The organism is Lachnoanaerobaculum sp. Marseille-Q4761, from assembly GCF_017565785.1.
Lineage (GTDB): Bacteria > Bacillota > Clostridia > Lachnospirales > Lachnospiraceae > Lachnoanaerobaculum.
This window is the reverse complement of the sequence record NZ_JAGEKB010000001.1, coordinates 1,375,887-1,392,975: the sequence shown is the minus strand read 5'-3', so window position 1 is coordinate 1,392,975 and position 17,089 is coordinate 1,375,887. Positions and strand designations below refer to the sequence as shown.

The following is a 17,089-nucleotide window of genomic DNA, read 5'->3' as shown; positions in this document are numbered from 1 at the left end:
TTTTCAATAAAAATAATCATTTTGAAATATTTTTCAAAACTTTCTATGCTTTATTAGTTTTATATAAAATGCCCCCATCTAAAATGTAAATAATGTATGAAAATTTTTAATACGGGAATTTCAGTCCAAAACCCGATTCATAGTAATTTCCTGCACTGTCTCTGTAGGCATAGGCTTTACCGTTCTCATCCTTCATATTATCAGGCATATATTTATCCTTATCATAACCCGGCACATCATTTGGACTTATACATACACCTGCTTTATTAACGGAAATGACAAAGTCTTCCTTTGGCAATGTAAGAGGAAGTCTTGCAGACGGAGTAAATTTACCGCATATTACATCAATGATTGCCTCATCATAGGTATCAAATCCTGCACAAAGTACATCTGTATACGGCTCAAATTCACCTAAAAGCCATGGCAGAGAAATATTTATATTTCCTATCAGTTTTCCTTTATTTTTATGTACTATAGCTGATACTTCCTTTATTCTGTTTGCATTTGCAACGGTGGTTTCTTCATGTGTTTCCTCCGTCGGCAATCCGTCTTCACTTACATTGCATACAATCTTTCCTTCACAGATATCCAGCTCCAAATATCCCTTTGTAGCATTAAAATACTCTCCCGAAGAAGGATTCACAAGCAGTATTGCAATATCGGCAGCCTCAGGATCATCCACTATATTAAGCTTATCACCTGCATATGCTTTTATTTTCTCAGTTCTTTGTTTTGCCTGCTCAAGATTTTTATTAAAACATTCTATATAAATCTTTTTATTTTTATCCACAGGCAGACTGTTATCATTTTTTAATAATACTACACTTTTTCTATGTGCAAGCTCTGAAATCTCTCTATCCTTTTTATCATTTATAATCTCTGCCGCCACCTTCGGATCTCTGTACGGATTGTCAAATATTCCAAGGGCAAACATCTCTGTTAAAGTTCTTATAATTGCTCTGTCAATTGCGGCTTTTGTCAATGTAATATCAGACTTTTTAAAACCTTTTGGCAGAGCATGACTTTCATAATAATCATTGTCTGCCCTGTCTATAGCCTCCATGGTTTCTTTTAAATCAAACAGACCGCTTATCAAATCCACCTCTCCATTGTTTATGGCAAAGGCTATTCTCTCGGCTGTATCAAGTTCTTCCACACCCCAGCACATATTGTGGACTATTCCCGTATCGGAATTTATATAGCCCTCAAAACCAAGCTGCTCCTTTAAAAGCTTTTTTATAAAATAATCATTATAAGCAAACCCGAGAGGCTTCATCTCTATATCATTGCCCTCCATATCCTTTTGAGCGGCACTCTTCATACTTGCAGGCTTCGCATAATAAGGCATTATTGATGAAACTTTTTTCTTTATAGCGGTTTCAAATGCAGGCAAATGATAATCTCTCAGACTGTTTTTGGTCGCATAAACATTCCACTGCCCTGCCTTATAATGAGGATCAAATCCGTTCTCTCTGGCACCTCCTCCGGGGAAATGCTTTACAGTCATAGCCACCCCATCAGTAGTCACACCGTCTTCACTACCCTGAATGAGCGGTACCAATCTTTCAAATATATCTCTTATAAGCTTTGGATCTTCTCCGAAAGTACCGTAAGATCTTTGCCATCTTGGATCCGTCAGTACATCCGCCATATACATATAACCCTTTTTTATACCGGTAGCATCCCATTCTTTTCTTATGATATTGCCAAAATCTTCTATAACTCCAAGTCCCTCTCCCTTTGCTATAGCCGCTATGCCAAGAGTCCCGGGCCATGTTGCAAATACACCTGTGGCATCATTCATACCGAATATTGTCTCACCATTTTCATTTCTGGAATTTGATATAATCTCCACAGGCACAAAATGCTCACATTCCTCCGCCTTTGCATTCAGCTGATTTATCCAATCCACCAAATCCTCAGGCTTTGGATTTTTTCGGAGTATCAGATGTCTTGCAAACCATTCCTTTATTGCTACGGATGTACTTGGAAGATTTTGTATACCGAATATGGTTTTGGCATTTATAAGTTCACCTTCATCAAGCACTCCCGACTCATCCAGCTTGCTTTTATCTTCCTGATCAAGTCCCATTCTCCAGTCGCTTGCAAATAAAAGCCCTATTTTTTCTTTTATGCTCAGCACTTTCACATAGCTTTTTGCTCTTTCCTGCGGAGTTTTTCTCCAATCATCAAAGTCCTTAAACTCTCCCGAGCCGTCTATATCTTTAAAATACAGCCCTTCAACTTCTAATATTTTTCTGTCACAACTTCCTATAATCGCACCATTATTATTTTTATAAAGCTTTACTCTATCCGATGCCTTTACTGCCATACATTTTGCCACTCGCTTTCTTTAAATCCCACCAAAGCAAATTTATCTCCCAAAACTATAGGCCTTTTTACAAGCATTCCGTTTTCTGAAAGCAGGGAAAGCTTTTCATCATCACTCATCTTATCCATTTTTTCTTTTATATTCATCTCCCTATAAAGCATACCGCTTGTATTAAACAGTTTCTTTATCGGTAGCCCCGAATACTCCAAAACCTTCTTTAACTCCTCCACACTTGGAGTCTCCTCCACTATATTTTTCTCCACAAAATCAATATTCCTATCTCTTAACCACTTCCTTGCCTTTACACATGTGGAACATTTGGGATAATGAAATACTAACATAAAACCTCCTTTAAAAACTTAATATTTAACTGTTATTATAATTCAAATTACAGGTAAAATAACAATCTAAAAATAGTCCAGCTTAAAATAAAGCTAAACTATTTTTAAATTCTCTGATTTTTAGGTATACCATATCACTTTAACTTCTTAGTATTAATTGCCGGCAATATAATCGGAATCATACCGGGCTGTGATGTCAATAACGTGACTTGACTTCTAATGAATGGAAACATTATTGCAACTGTATTTGTATTTATTATTGACTCTTCTCTCGAATAATCATCTGACTCATATAAAAACTGCGCTTCTGCTACCAATTCTATATTCATATCATCCTTTTCAATTGTAGTTGTCAATATAATATTATATTCATGGTCCCCTTTAGAGATAATATTCTTTTGCAGATCCACATTAAGCTCACCATCTTTAATAACCTTATCCCTTGCGAATGAAAATCTGCTAAAATAAAAGTCTTTCATTTGCAAGCTTGATCTCATATCCTTAATATCCATTCATACCTCACTAAGCAGCTAAGCTGATATCTGATTGTACATAACTCTCATCTGTATATACTGTATTCATATTCGCTACTATAGCCGACTCATTTTTATATATCAACCTCTCATCATAGGATACTGCCACATTTCCTGCTTGTGTAATAAAACTTGCTCCAAATAATGACTCAAATGTATCCGGAGCATCGGCTTCTATTAATGAAATATCATATCCAAACTGTTCTTTCGCATACTTTGTAAACTTGTCCATCAAACTATCCACACTACTTACCTCCTATTCGAATATTGCTAATTATGCCGGTATCTTTTACACAATATATTGTTTCCATTCCAAAAACCATATCCAATGAATTTGCAAACTCAATTGCATGTTCATATAGTGGCTGTGGGCGTTGTCTAAAATTGCCTATTACCAATTTACACTGTGTTTCTTTAGCATAAAATGAAATCAATGCAGACCTTAATCTTATCTTTCTCTCAGCATCATCAATCTCGGAAATAATAATTTTTTCCTTCTTAGGCAAGATTAAATTGACAAACTCTTCGAATTTCTCTAAATCTTTTTTACCCTCAAGTCAAATGTCTCATCTCCACTTAAAACAAAACCCTTGGTTTTAATATTTTCTGCAGATATCTTATCTGTCCCATGGCTTAAATTATAATAGCTTTCAGTATATCTCATTATTTCTCCATGTGACCAATATTTTCTAAGTAATGTATAATATATTTTAGCATTTTTCTATATCATTATCTACACAATTAAAAAATTATATCTTTAAGTTCTATTTTGCGGATAAAAGCTCTATTATAGCCCCCCTGACATATTCATTCTCACATACACTGTAGATTTCACCGATTACCTTGCCGGAGTTTGTAGAATCGTACTTTCGTACTGCCTCCATTACCTTTGTCTTTAAGTCATATTCTATTTGTGCATTGTTAAGAATATTAAATATCCTGCTCTGTATGCCGTCTGTAGCGGTAGCTGCATCTATTCTTATCTCAATCCCTGAATTTGAGTTTATTTCAGGCAGGTCTATCCGTAATGTCGCCATGTCTTCATCATATCTTATATCCTGAGGATTCAGAGACTCTTTATCCCGGGTAATATCAAGCTTGGTATAACTGCCTATACCGTGGAAATACAAATTATACTTCCTTTTTTGAGGTGCCGCTAAAGCATTTCCCTCCTGCGGGTGGATTTTAAATAAATAGCTTAAGTTCTTATCATTTGTATCCGATATTTTTACTTCACAGTTTTCATATCTTGTATATGCCCAGTCACTTTCAATAAAATCAGTAAATTCCTTTTCATCCTCTGCAAGAGTAAACTCTCCGGCTTTACCGGTAAAAATATGTAAATCAAGCTCTGAAGGAGCCTTAATATCATTTGTATAGGTATCTGTGGCAAGTGGCAATATACTTCCCTCTCTTGCAAATACCGCTATATCCTCCAAATCCCTGTATATTTCAAGTTCACGATTTCCGCTATACTTTACTCCGGTAAATATATCAAACCAGTTACCCTCAGGCAGCCAAATCTTTGTCTTTGACAATCCGCTCTTTTCATCAAGCTTTAGAGTTACGGGGCATACTATCAGGTCATTTCCAAAATAATATTCATTTTTATACTCATAGACCTTATCATTTACGGGCTCATAATAATAAAGAGGCAGTATAAGCGGCAGCTTATCCACATGAGCTCTCCTGTTCATCGTATAAAGATATGGTATAAATCTGTGGCGAAGTCTCAAATATCTTTTTACTATATTCTCAGCTATTGAATTATACTTCCAGGGTTCCTTTCCCGAAAATTCATTGCAGGTACTGTGCAATCTCATTATAGGTGAAAACACACCGAACTGCACCCATCTGACAAACATCTCATCATCCCTGATACCGTTCATATGTCCACCGATATCATGGCTCCACCATGCATAGCCTATATTGGATGCGGTAGCTGTAAAATACGGCTGAAAGTCAAGACTTTCCCATGTAATAATTGTATCTCCAGAAAATCCTATAGGATATTTATGACTTCCCACACCGGCATATCTTGACAGTATCAGACCTCTGCCTGACTCTCTTTTAGCAGAGTCCTTATAATGAAAATAATTTAAAAGCCACAAAGGATCCAGCCCCTTATGCCCTGAGTTTTTACCCTGCTGCCAGTCTATCCACCAATAGTCCACACCCTGTTTTTCCAGCGGATGATGCACATATTTAAAATATCCCTCTCTGAACTTTTCATCTGCTATATCAAAAAGTACCGGTTCTTCCTTTTTAGTATCTACACCCATAAACTTTGCCAATTCATCATAGCAATCTTCATATGCCCTTATACCGTCTGCCGGATGTACATTTAAAAGAACTCTATAGCCGCCCTTATGCAGCTCTTCCAAAAACTCTTCAGGACTTGGAAACAGCTCCTTATTCCATGTATATCCTGTCCATCCGGTACCGAATCTTTCTTCCACATCAGTAATATGCCAGTCCATATCTATTACCGCAACACTGAAAGGTATTTCTTCTCTCTTAAATCTTTCCATAAGTTCCAGATAGGACTTCTGTGTGTATTTATAATATCTGCTCCACCAGTTTCCAAGTGTAAATCTTGGCAGTAGCGGAAGTGCTCCGCTCAGAGTATAAAAATCTCTAATCGCCGTTAAAAAATCCATGCCATATCCAAAGAAATATAAATCAATAGACTCTCTATCCTCTCTTAGCTTAAAACCATCTTTTGTTATAAGCATGGAATTGCTGTCATCCACTACAGACCACATTTTTCTTGAAACAATTCCCTCGGAAAGCTCTGTCTCACCGTCAATATTATCAAGTGTTCTGGTAGTGCCTTTTAAGCTCTCATTCTTATCCCCATAATGCCATACACTTGAGGTGGTTCCATAGTTTCCGCTTACATTTATTCTTAAGCCTTCTCCCGAAAACTCTTTTTTATCATATATAATTCTCAAATAGTCTGTAACTATCACCAGCCTGTCTTCACTGTCTAAAACATCAAATTTTACTTCAGGGAAATTTCTGTTTGTTACAGCTGCAGTCTCTTCATCGACAAATACATTTTTTTTACTGTACTCAAGTCTTATAAGCCTGTCTGTAAGTATACTGATACGATAATTTTTTCCTTTAATTATTGAAGTTTCCGCCGTTTTTCTATCTGCCATACTAATTTTACTCCTTTTAAATGATGCATATATTGTAATATTTTTACTTAATTATAATCAGGCAAACAATCCGCCGTCCTACAGCTGCTAATAAAATATCACACTATCAGCAATACTTTTGTAAATCCTCAAAGCTTTCCAAATGAAAAGTCACATCACTGAGATTTTTTGCATCACCTATTCCTGCAACCTCCATTCCGGCTCTTTTGGCTCCCTCCACACCTGAGGCGGCATCCTCCACAACCAGACATTCATCACACAAAAGCCCAAGACCTATACCCGCCTTTTCAAACACTTCCTTATCGGGTTTTGAATATTTTATATCATTTCCGTCTACAATAATATCAAAAAAATCTATAAGATTTAATTTTGACAATATAAGTCTTGCATTTTTACTGGATGAGGCTATAGCCGTTTTATAGCCCCTTTCTTTTAAAATATCCAGAGTTTCCTTCACCTTTTTATCCAAATCATTTTCACTCATCTTATTTAAGAGCTCTTTATACATCTCATTTTTTTTATTTGCAAACTCTTCTTTTTCTTTATCGCTGTATGCCTTATCGGATCTTTCAAGTATGATTTCAAGGCTCTCCATACGGCTCACTCCCCTGAGTCTGTTATTTATTTGCTCATCGAAGTATATGCCTATACTGTCTGCCAGATTTTTCCATGCCATATAGTGATATTTATCCGTATGACAGATAACACCGTCCAAATCAAATATAATTCCCTTAAATCTTCTATTTTCCATTACTTTTATTCACACAGCCCACTTATTTGATGAGCTGTTTTTCTCCTTTTATATAAATCTCTACGCTTTTTCCGTCAAGTCTTCTTACACTTACCTGATTGTCCTTTTCTACTCTGACTCTTAATCTCGTACCCTGATATACCAGCGGGAATTCCAAGAAATCCCAGTTCACCGGCAGACATGGATTTATACTTAAGCCCTTATCGTCAATATTTGTACCGCCGAATCCGAATACAAATACAGCCCATATCCCACCTATTGAAGCACTGTGTATTCCCTCATCCGATGATTTCATATTTGCTCCCAAGTCAACGCTTATCGCACCCCTAAATAGCTTATATGACATTTCTTCAAAGTCAAATTCATTCGCCAAAATAGCATGTGTAGACTTGCTTAATGATGAATCATGTAAGGTCTTATCCTCATAGAAAACAAAATTCTTCTTTCTTGTTTCATGGTCAAATAAATCTCTGAACAAATACAAAAGCATAACCGTATCCGACTGTTTTGAAACCATGTACTCATTGAGCTGCTTTGTATTATAATCATTGTAGATACCAAGTACTTCATCAGAGTTTTTATATTTACTTATATCAAGCTTTTTAAGTCCGAGGAAGGTATCGGACTGTGGAATTATACCGTCTTCATTGGGTAGAGGCAGATAAAGTTTTGGCAATCTTTTTTCGATACACTCTTTTGTATATTTTAAATCAAGTTTGGAATCTAAAGCATCAAAAAGCGTCTTATTATTATTTTTTAAATATTCAAACTTCTTGGTTGCCAGTCTCATGGTATAAGCCGCCATATAATTGGTGTAGGCATTATTGTCCACATGTTCCTTATACTCATCAGGACCTATAACATTTCTTATCTCATATCTGTCTTTGTCTGCAATATATTCAAGTCTGCTTGCCCAAAAAAGTGCGGCTTCAAATATTATCTCATATCCGTACTTTTCCATATAGTCTATATCATTTGTTACCTTATAGTAATGGTCTATGGCATATACTATATCGGCTGTTATATGATGTTCTATGAGCCCTGTCCAAACCTTTGTTATTTCGCCTGTTACTATATCTGCGCCCATATAAAGAGGGGTTACCTCTCCATCATCCACCCATGCACACTCCCATGGATACATTGCCCCCTCATATCCATGCTCTTTTGCTTTCAGTCTTGCACCATAAAGATTATGATATCTGTATTCAAGAAGTGTTCTTGCAATTTCAGGATGTGTATATGTAAAATACGGAAGTATAAAAAGCTCGGTATCCCAGAAAGAATGCCCCTTATACCCTTCACCGCTCAGAGCCTTTGCACCTATGCCCACTCTGTTGTCATCAGTCTTTACCATTATTCTTAAATGATAGAGTGCAAAATTTATTGAAGTCTTTACATATATATCATCAGTGCCGATATCTATTTTGCTTTTTTCAAAGTAGTCTTGCCATTTTGCTTCACTTCTTTTAAAAAGTTCATTATAACTTTGCTCCTCAAGCTCTCTTATAAGCTTTGCAGACTCCCGTTTTATTTCATCAAGCCTGTTTTCATCCTGTAAATGTGCAAATTCCTTATCTCTTTCAGAAAAGAATATTGATTTTTTCTCAAATTCAAGCTTTTCATTTGCTTTGATTTTTATACTGTATCTGTTTGCAAGAGTTCTTCTTCCCATAACAGGTATTGCCGAGGCTTCTTTATTCAGGCTGCAAACAGCACCTTGAATAATCTTTACATTTGACTGAGTTGTTTTTGCGATATATTCCATATACCTGCCCTCATACACTCGTCTTTGTATATCCTCAAAATGCATCGCACCGCTATTTGTTACGGAACCGTCTATTCCGCTTTCTATAATAATATTTGCATTCTTATCACAGAGCAGTCCAACTTTTTGTACAAATATATGCTCATTATCAAGAGATACAAAACGCCTGAATATGAGATCAAGTTTTATACCTTTCGGGCTTTCCCATTTAATACTTCTTACGCTCTCTCCGGTAGTTAAATCAAGACTTCTCTCATAGAAACAAATTTTCCCCTCTGTCAGACTGAACTCTTCTCCGTCCACAATAATTTTAACGGCACTTGCATCCGCAATATTGGGAAGTTCCGTCACTTCCTCCTTTGATGCCTTATTAAATGTCCCGGTTATAAAAGTATCTCTTATTTCGCCTACATAATGCTCTTCAAGTGCATTTCTGATACCCAGATATCCGTTTCCCTGTGTAAATATTGCTTCAAACTTTTTTATGTTTTTCCTGTCAAAAAAACATTCTTTGATCACTGTGCCCTTATATTCCAACTGCTGCATAATAATCCTCTCTAACCCTTTATTCCTGAACTTGCTACAGAAGCCTGTACCTGCTCCTGTGCCAAAATATACAGTATTATTCCGGGCAGTATAACTACAGTCAATGCGGCAAAAAGCCTTGGGTAGTTATATGAGAATGCCTCTGTAAAAAACTGTAATGCAAGCGGTAAAGTCCTTGTAGTATCTGATGATGTAAGTATGGATGCATAAAAGTATTCATTCCAGTTTCCTAAAAACATCAAAATTCCCGCTGTTGCAAGTCCTCCCTTTGCAAGCGGTAAGTTGATCTCCCAAAATACTGTAAAAAAGTTTGCCCCCTCTATTACAGCCGCCTCATCAAGAGATTTCGGCACAGCCATAAATGCCGGCTTAAGTATAAATGTAGATATTGCAAGTCCCATGGAAACATATACTAATGCCACTCCCCATATATTGTCATAAAGTCCCAACTTCATAATAAGAGAAAATATAGGCTGTGCCTTTGACTGAGCCGGCACAAGTAAAGTGACCGTATACAGTATAAACACAAGATTTTTCCCCGGAAATTCATATTTTGCAAGTACATAGCTTCCCATAGCAAAAAATATCAATGCCACCAAAGTTGAACTTACAGATATCAAAAATGAATTTATAAAATATCTTCCAAAATCATATTTTGAAAAAATATATACAAAGGGTTCAAAACTTACCTGCTTCGGCAGTGCAAAAGGATCCGATAAAATCATGGCATTATCTTTGAATGCAGACATAATAACCCATATTATTGGAAAAATCGAAATTATAACCGTAAATGCAAGCAGTGTATAAGTGAATACCTTTGATAGATTTTTTCTTATATTCTTTAATTTCATAAAGTTCCTCCTTAATACACACTTTCATTCATCTTAAATAATCTGTTTACAAGCCATAGTATAAACAGCCCCAGAATAAACATCATTACTCCGTTTGCATTTGCATATCCGTATTTTAAATCCATTATAGACTTTACAAGTATTACAGGCAGATTCATTGTATCATCTCCCGGACCTCCGGCAGTCGTCAATGCTATCTGCTCATACATTGCCACTCTTGCCGTAATAGAAGCTATTATGGATGTTCCGATAGCATTCTTACAAAGAGGAAGCTGTATATATTTTATAAGTTGAAAATCGGAAGCTCCGTCAACACGTGCAGCCTCAAACAAATCACCGGGTATTGCAAATAAGTCATTTAACACTATCAAGGTTACAATTACCGCATAAAACAGCCATGTCAAAGTTACGGCTATAAAAGCAAATGGTGACTGATAAAACCATTGCACATGAAAATCGGAATTAAACTTTCTTATAATATTATTTATCATTCCCATATCATCATGAAACATAAACCTGTAAATCATTGCCCATGCAGCTGCACTTATTACATTGGGTATCATAAAAACAGCCCTTGTAAACTTCCATCCGAAAGGCTTTTTAAATATTGCAAAAGCCACAAGTACTCCAAACCCCACATGAAAAACAGCCGCTATAAATGACCATAAAAGCAGGTTTTTTAAAGAATATCTAAAAGCTGTATTTCCAAACATATTTATATAGTTTGTTAACCCGATAAATTTCGGCTTATTAAATCCGTCCCATTTTGTAAATGAAGTGTAAAAAACCGTAAATATCGGTTGTATATAAAATGTTACAAAGACAATGAAAGAAGGAAGTAAAAATAAGTAGATCCATTTATAGTTTTTACGTTCAAGTCTGCTTACCGCTGTTTTTCTATTTGAACTCATCAAAGTCCTCCTTTATTTTAAAATATGGGACTGCCGTAATAAAGAAAGATAATATTTTCTACAATAGTTTTATCCATTGTATTCTATATATTATATTCTTAAAACGACAGCCCCATACAAATATTTATTGCTTAGCTTCTTGTGCTTTCTTTGTCAGCTCGGCACAGAATTGTTCCGGTGTCAAAGAGTTGTCGATCAACTTAGGAAGAAGTTTTCCAAACTCTGTATCAGCTACAGAAGCCGGGAATATATCCCCCAGTGTAGCCACAAACTTTGTATTTTCATTCATGCTCTGATCCAACTGATATAATATATCATTTTCTTTAAGCTTATTTAAGAAATCGTCACTGTGCTTGATATTAGGAGCATTGCCTCCCTCTGCCAAAATAAATGCCTCTATCTCTTCTTTTGAACTTCTAAATGCCAGGAATGCCTTTGCCGCCTCCTTTTGCTCATCACTTGCCGCATTTGAAATCCAGAAATCTCCATAAGCCTTAGGATTTGCAAGTGCAATATTTCCCGGATATATGGTTGTTTTTACATCTTTTCCGTCAAAGCCGTTACTCCACTTATCCTTGGCATCCTCGTTAAACTCTGATGCCATCCATGAACCATTGCATATTAAAGCCGCATTATTACTCATAAAAGCATTTGCAGCATCTGCATAAGCCGCTCCTACGGTATTACTTGACGCATTGTTTTGCAAAAGCTTTTGCAACTTGCCTACAGCATTTACTATTACCGGTGTATTATAATCCCAAAGTTTCTCACTTGTATTATTATTTAATAAATCCACTCCTCCATCCTCATTGGCAATAAGTGCAGCCAGCATAAGTGATGAAGTCCATGCATTTTCAGAGGTCATAAATGCCAGTTTATTCTCTCCAAGCCCTGACATAAACTCATCCATACTCATATCTCTTATATCCTTTTCAGGTTTATAAAGAGATTCGTTATAATATAAGCCTATAGGTCTTAGTACTATAAGCGGATTACAAATCAGCTTTCCGTCCACGGTGCAAAAATCCTTTGAACCCTCTATCCATGAAGCTGCAACATCCGGATTTTCTTTCCCGAACTCTGTCAAATCATATGCCATATCATTATCAAGTATGACCTGCTTAAACCATTGAGTATCTATTCCTCCTGAACCCGGTGAATGTACCAATGTCGGAAGCTTGTTTTGACCTGCAAGCTGTTTGATTTTCTCTGCATAGGAATCCTGAACAACTTCCTCAACAACCACTTTATATTTACCCGCATATTTTTCATTAAATCTTTCTACCTGAGGCAGGAAAAATACCGCGCCCACATTTTCACCTGCAAGATAGGTAGGTATCTTAAGCTCTATCTCTTTCCCGTCTGTTTCAGCCTTCTTCTCCTGTGAAGATTCGGCATTTTCAGCCTTTGCCTGCTCGCTACCCGCATCCGTTCCCGCTCCTTTAGAACCTGATGAACAGGCTGCAAGTACAAAACAAAGCCCCAGAGCAAGTCCGCTCTTTAAAAGTTTTTTCAGTTTCATTACAAAACCCTCCTTAAATAAAATTTATTCACCTTTTATAAGTTTATGCTTTATATATATTGTCCTAGGCTCTTCCTCATTTTTAATAATTTTTATAAGTAAACGCATTCCTTCATAGCCTTTTTCTATCATATTTTGATCTATGGTAGCAATTCTCGGCTTAATATAGTTTAGAAGCTGTATACCGTCAAAGCCTGTAACCAAAAAGTCCTCGCCGAGCCTGTATCCAAGATCCTCTATAGCTCTTGCCGCCGCAACAGCCATAAGATCACTCATACATACAAAAGCTCTGCCTTTTCTTTTACCATGTTTTTCTATATAATTTTTTACATTTTTGTAGGCTAATTCTTCATCAAATTTGCAATTTAATATATCGGCATCCTTATCGAGAATACCATTGTCCTTTAATGCTTTTTTAAATCCTTCATATCTGTCAAGAGTAACTGCCGCCTCGTCCTTTCCCTTTACAAGTACAAGCTTACAAAAACCTTTTTTAACGGCATAATTTGTGATATCTCTAAAAGCCTCCACATCATTTGTAAGTATGGATGCACCCATCTTTCCTTCAAGCTTTATATCTATACCTACACAGGGTATATCGGTATACTTTATTTCTTCAAGATATGGATCCCCAAGCTTTAAACCTGCAAGTATCACTCCTGACAGACTGTACTGTCTGCAAAACTCTGAAAGTGTCTGCTTTGTCTGCATTTTTGAAGAAATTCCATACATTGCAATAACCATATTCTTTCCCTGAATGTATGAATTTAACCCCTTTAACATATTGCCCGTAAATTCATCCATAGGGCTGTTACTTCCAAGACCGGAAATAAGTATGGCTACATTCTCTTTTCTTTTTGATGAAAGATTCCTTGCGCTTTGACTTGGTCTGTAGCCAAGACTATTTGCAATATCCTGTATTTTTTTTCTTGTACTCTCTTTTACATCATCATAATCATTTAAGGCACGTGATACCGTACTTACGGAAACCCCGGCAGCCTTAGCAACATCTCTTATAGATACCAAAACAAAATACTCTCCAAAAAATATTTTCCAAAAACGTTTTTGGATATACTTAATGATACTACTTATCTACAAGTACGTCAATATAATATTGATTATGAAGTCTGTTTTCCGGTAAAAAATAAAGCAGTAAAACCCGATAGTGATTTCACTGCTTTATTTATATTTTGCTTTGATTTTTGTTTATTTATTGCCGGCAATACAATTGAAAACCTATCCGGCTGTCATATTAATGATATGGCTTAATCAAATCTAATGCCTTTTCTACTTACACTATTTAGTACAATTTTTAGAATAGTATTTTACAAATTCATCCACATTATATGTATGAACCGCTGATACACATATATCCTGCATTAATTCCAGGTCCCATAGAATAATTTCATCTTTTGCAAGCCTGAATAATGGCTTTACAAATCCTTCTATATATTCCCTACTAAGAGATTGGGACTTGTTTTGCTCTTCTTTTCTGTATTTATCTTTTTCTTGTTCAACATATTGTTTGTTTTTTTCGTAATTATATACCACAATGTATTCCAAATATTTGCGGCAGAACTTCAAGTCCACATCTACTATATTTGAAAAAACGAGAAGGGAATCTTTAAGTTTTGTCTTAACTTCTTTGACCTTACCGTTCTTAAATTCCACAAATATAAGCTTATTTTTGACTTCACTATAAAGCAGGGCATCTGCCGATTTAAAGACCTTATAAGATTTATGAAACTTTTTGCAAAAAGCAGTTTTCACATCATCAAAGTCAATTACAATATCTTTTGAAATATCTTCATCAATACCAACCATGTAAACCGGATTTTTTTCGTCTGAATCATCTTTAGACACTTCAAATAAAGGTTTTTTATTATCTATAAATATATCAGTCTCTACTTTATCCTTAATCTCCGTCATTATATGCCTCATTTTCAATTCTTTGCAGCGGATCAGATAATACTCTATAAATTTCTGATATATTAAAGGTAACATCCTTCATCTTTGCATTATTCCCTTCATTATATGACAGGTAGTACTTAACAGTATCTTCTGTATAATACTTTCCTGAGAACACCTCAATCGCACGTAAAAAATATGGACTATGGGTATTTATCAAAATATGCAGTCCCATCTCTCTTTGAAGTAACACTATAATTTCAGCCAATGTAACCTGCCAATCAGGATGAAGGTGCACTTCAGGCTCATCAAGTATTAAAGTTCCATTTTGTACTATGGTTCCGTTATCTATCAGGCTTTTAATTAAATAAAATGTTTTCATACCTGATGACAGGCTGTCTAATGATAATCCCCTTGTCCTCTTAGAACCTGAGATGCTGTCTTTATCCGTTTCAAATAATGACATATCCGAACCTAAGGTATCGTTGATTTTTTGATATACCGCACTTAATTTTTCTTTTAAGTTTACTCTATCTACCAAATTTAAATTTTTAGTGCTTTTATATTGCTTTATTAACTCCCCCCTGTGATTTGTAGTTTTTTCATTTCGTATATCAGAAAATAATGATTCAGGAGATATTTCAAATAGGCTATGAGAATCCATAATAAACGGATCATCAATATACACAATTCTCTGTATTAACTCTTTTTCATTCACTATCTCCAACAGATTATCCTTGTTATCAAAAATAACTTCTATTTTATGGTCTTTTATCTTTATTTCAATTTCACTTTTCTCACTACTTTGGATATTAGTTATATGCCCGTTAAACTCCCTCAAAAAAATTTCTGAAACAATTTCATTTCTCAGTAAATCATCTGAAGTGGAATTAATCTTTATCACTTTTTCAACTAAATCATCAATAGGTGCCGACTCATTATATACCTTTTGAAATTCTTTTCTAATACTGTTTTTATCAGTATTCCCCAATAAAGCCTTTCCCATTTCTTCTAAATCTATATTCATATTTTTGAAAAAATCCGGAGGCATCATATATAATTTATAAATCAAATCCTCAATAGCATACATTTTCTCCAAATTTATTTTCCTTGACATATTGCTGAATGAGTGAAACATTGCAAATAAACTTCGGCTGACTGTACTTTTTCCTGTGCCGTTCAAACCTGCTATTATTGTAATCCCTTTAATCTCTATCTCTGCCGAATCTATCTTTCCGACATTACTGATTTTTAATTCCATTATTCTCTCTTTCTCAATCCTTCGCCGCCGGATACTCATTGCAAAGCAATCTGTAAGGCGCTTCATCCTCTTCTATCTTAGGGAATCTGCCTATATCCTCATAGAATCTGTTGTCGATATTGTCATCGTTACATTGTGATACCTCTCCTATAAGCACGCTGCCGCTTCCCGGTTCCACATGGAATTCATGATATTGATGAGGCCATATCGTAATGCTCTCTCCCGGTAAAAGCTTTACCATGCTGCCTGCCTTTACATAGTATGACCTGCCGTCAGAGTTTATAAGCACATCGGAGTCGCTAAGTCCACCCTTGCCGTCATCATTATATACCTTAATAAGGAGTGTTCCTCCTCCCCTATTAATTATATCCTCCGATTTAAACCAGTGGAAATGCATAGGTGCCATCATATCATCCCTTAAGAATAAAAGCTTCTCGGCATAGACCTTTTTATATTTCTCATTGTTTCTGTTGCCGTTTCTTATAGTGATAAGACCAAAGCCTATTTTATCAAAATCTCCCAGACCGAAATCAGTGATATCCCATCCGAGCATATTATCCCTTATTTCATCATATTCATGCCCCTTATTTTGCCACTCATCAGGTGTCCAGTTACAAAACGGCGGTAGATGAAAGCCGTTTTCTTTTATCAGAGCCTCCATCTCTTTTATGATGCTGTTAATTTTTGATCTTTTCATGTTTTTCCCCTTTCTTGTATTAAATATTTTAGGCGTTTTCGAAACGCCAAAAGCCGTATAAATACGACACTTTTTTGTTACTGAATATAAAAATCTCCTCTCGGTCTGTGATATAATTTAGTTGAACAAAAAACATATGCCACATCCCGAAAGGAGACATTACTACGATATCACAAAAACAACTCTCTTTGGCAGATATTTTTGAAGATTGTAAAGATATTTTTGAATCTGACAAAAATGGGATTCCCTGTTGTCCCCATGATTCTTCACTTCCAATGAAACATGAAGGAAGTAAATCTCATTTAAAGAGCAAGCTGTCCACAATGAAATTCGTATGTCCCAAAATGAAATTGGAATACAACCGACAAGACAAGTCCAAACGAAGTGTCTGTCACTGTGACAATCCTTGTACAACTTCTTCCTGCAGTAGAATGATTTATGTTTATCCTGAAAAGAATCTCAGAGCTTATTATAACTCACTTTTAAAAAATTTATTTTTTCTACTTA

Annotated in this window: 16 protein-coding genes and 1 pseudogene; 1 reads left to right on the top strand and 16 read right to left on the bottom strand. The window is 35.7% G+C overall.

Annotated features, from left to right (window positions below; translation table 11 throughout):
* Window positions 1-106: 106 nt before the first annotated feature.
* The 16 genes from J4O15_RS06420 to J4O15_RS06350 all read right to left on the bottom strand — a co-directional run bounded on the left by J4O15_RS06420 (window position 107) and on the right by J4O15_RS06350 (window position 16,582).
* Window positions 107-2,332 carry a glycoside hydrolase family 3 protein gene (locus J4O15_RS06420; protein ID WP_208100108.1) on the bottom strand — a complete coding sequence of 742 codons (2,226 nt, stop codon included), beginning with the start codon at window positions 2,330-2,332 and terminating at the stop codon, window positions 107-109.
* Window positions 2,323-2,673, bottom strand: a complete 351-nt coding sequence (locus J4O15_RS06415) for an arsenate reductase family protein (RefSeq protein WP_208100107.1) — start codon at window positions 2,671-2,673, stop codon at window positions 2,323-2,325. Before J4O15_RS06415 ends, J4O15_RS06420 begins: the two co-directional genes overlap by 10 nt.
* Before the next feature lie 134 nt (window positions 2,674-2,807).
* Window positions 2,808-3,185: a protein-export chaperone SecB gene (locus J4O15_RS06410; RefSeq protein WP_208100106.1), complete on the bottom strand. Its 378-nt coding sequence runs from the start codon at window positions 3,183-3,185 to the stop codon at window positions 2,808-2,810.
* 10 nt (window positions 3,186-3,195) lie between these two features.
* Window positions 3,196-3,450: a hypothetical protein gene (locus J4O15_RS06405; RefSeq protein ID WP_330638646.1), complete on the bottom strand. Its 255-nt coding sequence runs from the start codon at window positions 3,448-3,450 to the stop codon at window positions 3,196-3,198.
* Window position 3,451: 1 nt separating this feature from the next.
* Window positions 3,452-3,712 (bottom strand): hypothetical protein, encoded by a 261-nt coding sequence (locus tag J4O15_RS15900; protein ID WP_243761971.1) that lies wholly within the window; start codon window positions 3,710-3,712, stop codon window positions 3,452-3,454.
* A 29-nt stretch (window positions 3,713-3,741) separates the two neighbouring features.
* Window positions 3,742-3,870: a hypothetical protein gene (locus J4O15_RS16145; protein WP_279545552.1), complete on the bottom strand. Its 129-nt coding sequence runs from the start codon at window positions 3,868-3,870 to the stop codon at window positions 3,742-3,744.
* A 100-nt stretch (window positions 3,871-3,970) separates the two neighbouring features.
* Window positions 3,971-6,370 (bottom strand): glycoside hydrolase family 31 protein, encoded by a 2,400-nt coding sequence (locus tag J4O15_RS06395; protein WP_208100105.1) that lies wholly within the window; start codon window positions 6,368-6,370, stop codon window positions 3,971-3,973.
* Between the two features lie 106 nt (window positions 6,371-6,476).
* A complete protein-coding gene (pgmB, locus tag J4O15_RS06390) occupies window positions 6,477-7,121 on the bottom strand; it encodes a beta-phosphoglucomutase (protein ID WP_208100104.1) in 645 nt (214 codons plus the stop codon).
* A gap of 22 nt (window positions 7,122-7,143) precedes the next feature.
* Window positions 7,144-9,432 (bottom strand): glycoside hydrolase family 65 protein, encoded by a 2,289-nt coding sequence (locus J4O15_RS06385; RefSeq protein WP_208100103.1) that lies wholly within the window; start codon window positions 9,430-9,432, stop codon window positions 7,144-7,146.
* A gap of 11 nt (window positions 9,433-9,443) precedes the next feature.
* Window positions 9,444-10,283 (bottom strand): carbohydrate ABC transporter permease, encoded by an 840-nt coding sequence (locus tag J4O15_RS06380; RefSeq protein ID WP_208100102.1) that lies wholly within the window; start codon window positions 10,281-10,283, stop codon window positions 9,444-9,446.
* An 11-nt stretch (window positions 10,284-10,294) separates the two neighbouring features.
* The gene (locus J4O15_RS06375) at window positions 10,295-11,194 is read right to left on the bottom strand and encodes a carbohydrate ABC transporter permease (RefSeq protein ID WP_208100101.1); all 900 of its coding nucleotides are present in this window, start codon (window positions 11,192-11,194) and stop codon (window positions 10,295-10,297) included.
* A gap of 124 nt (window positions 11,195-11,318) precedes the next feature.
* Window positions 11,319-12,716, bottom strand: coding sequence for an ABC transporter substrate-binding protein (locus J4O15_RS06370; protein ID WP_208100100.1), 1,398 nt, complete (start codon window positions 12,714-12,716; stop codon window positions 11,319-11,321).
* A 24-nt stretch (window positions 12,717-12,740) separates the two neighbouring features.
* Window positions 12,741-13,742 carry a LacI family DNA-binding transcriptional regulator gene (locus tag J4O15_RS06365; protein WP_208100099.1) on the bottom strand — a complete coding sequence of 334 codons (1,002 nt, stop codon included), beginning with the start codon at window positions 13,740-13,742 and terminating at the stop codon, window positions 12,741-12,743.
* Between the two features lie 270 nt (window positions 13,743-14,012).
* Window positions 14,013-14,645, bottom strand: coding sequence for a hypothetical protein (locus J4O15_RS06360; RefSeq protein ID WP_208100098.1), 633 nt, complete (start codon window positions 14,643-14,645; stop codon window positions 14,013-14,015).
* Entirely contained in the window at window positions 14,632-15,951 is a 1,320-nt protein-coding gene (locus tag J4O15_RS06355; RefSeq protein ID WP_243761970.1) for an AAA family ATPase, read from the bottom strand. The genes J4O15_RS06360 and J4O15_RS06355 overlap by 14 nt, the downstream gene beginning before the upstream one ends.
* Window positions 15,899-16,582, bottom strand: a complete 684-nt coding sequence (locus J4O15_RS06350) for a D-lyxose/D-mannose family sugar isomerase (protein WP_208100097.1) — start codon at window positions 16,580-16,582, stop codon at window positions 15,899-15,901. Before J4O15_RS06350 ends, J4O15_RS06355 begins: the two co-directional genes overlap by 53 nt.
* Window positions 16,583-16,812: 230 nt before the next feature.
* Here J4O15_RS06350 and J4O15_RS15895 point away from each other — a divergent pair.
* Window positions 16,813-17,052: pseudogene (locus tag J4O15_RS15895) on the top strand (ISNCY family transposase); the annotation flags it as partial.
* Window positions 17,053-17,089 lie beyond the last annotated feature (37 nt).

Excerpts from the sequence above, each read along its gene's own strand:
- J4O15_RS06360 (WP_208100098.1), bottom strand. The coding sequence starts at position 14,645 with ATGACGGAGATTAAGGATAAAGTAGAGACTGATATATTTATAGATAAT.
- J4O15_RS06420 (WP_208100108.1), bottom strand. The coding sequence starts at position 2,332 with ATGGCAGTAAAGGCATCGGATAGAGTAAAGCTTTATAAAAATAATAAT.
- J4O15_RS06385 (WP_208100103.1), bottom strand. The coding sequence starts at position 9,432 with ATGCAGCAGTTGGAATATAAGGGCACAGTGATCAAAGAATGTTTTTTT.
- J4O15_RS06380 (WP_208100102.1), bottom strand. The coding sequence starts at position 10,283 with ATGAAATTAAAGAATATAAGAAAAAATCTATCAAAGGTATTCACTTAT.
- J4O15_RS06370 (WP_208100100.1), bottom strand. The coding sequence starts at position 12,716 with ATGAAACTGAAAAAACTTTTAAAGAGCGGACTTGCTCTGGGGCTTTGT.
- J4O15_RS06350 (WP_208100097.1), bottom strand. The coding sequence starts at position 16,582 with ATGAAAAGATCAAAAATTAACAGCATCATAAAAGAGATGGAGGCTCTG.
- J4O15_RS06355 (WP_243761970.1), bottom strand. The coding sequence starts at position 15,951 with ATGAAGCGCCTTACAGATTGCTTTGCAATGAGTATCCGGCGGCGAAGG.
- J4O15_RS06375 (WP_208100101.1), bottom strand. The coding sequence starts at position 11,194 with ATGAGTTCAAATAGAAAAACAGCGGTAAGCAGACTTGAACGTAAAAAC.
- J4O15_RS06415 (WP_208100107.1), bottom strand. The coding sequence starts at position 2,673 with ATGTTAGTATTTCATTATCCCAAATGTTCCACATGTGTAAAGGCAAGG.
- J4O15_RS16145 (WP_279545552.1), bottom strand. The coding sequence starts at position 3,870 with ATGAGATATACTGAAAGCTATTATAATTTAAGCCATGGGACAGATAAG.
- J4O15_RS06410 (WP_208100106.1), bottom strand. The coding sequence starts at position 3,185 with ATGGATATTAAGGATATGAGATCAAGCTTGCAAATGAAAGACTTTTAT.
- J4O15_RS06395 (WP_208100105.1), bottom strand. The coding sequence starts at position 6,370 with ATGGCAGATAGAAAAACGGCGGAAACTTCAATAATTAAAGGAAAAAAT.
- pgmB (WP_208100104.1), bottom strand. The coding sequence starts at position 7,121 with ATGGAAAATAGAAGATTTAAGGGAATTATATTTGATTTGGACGGTGTT.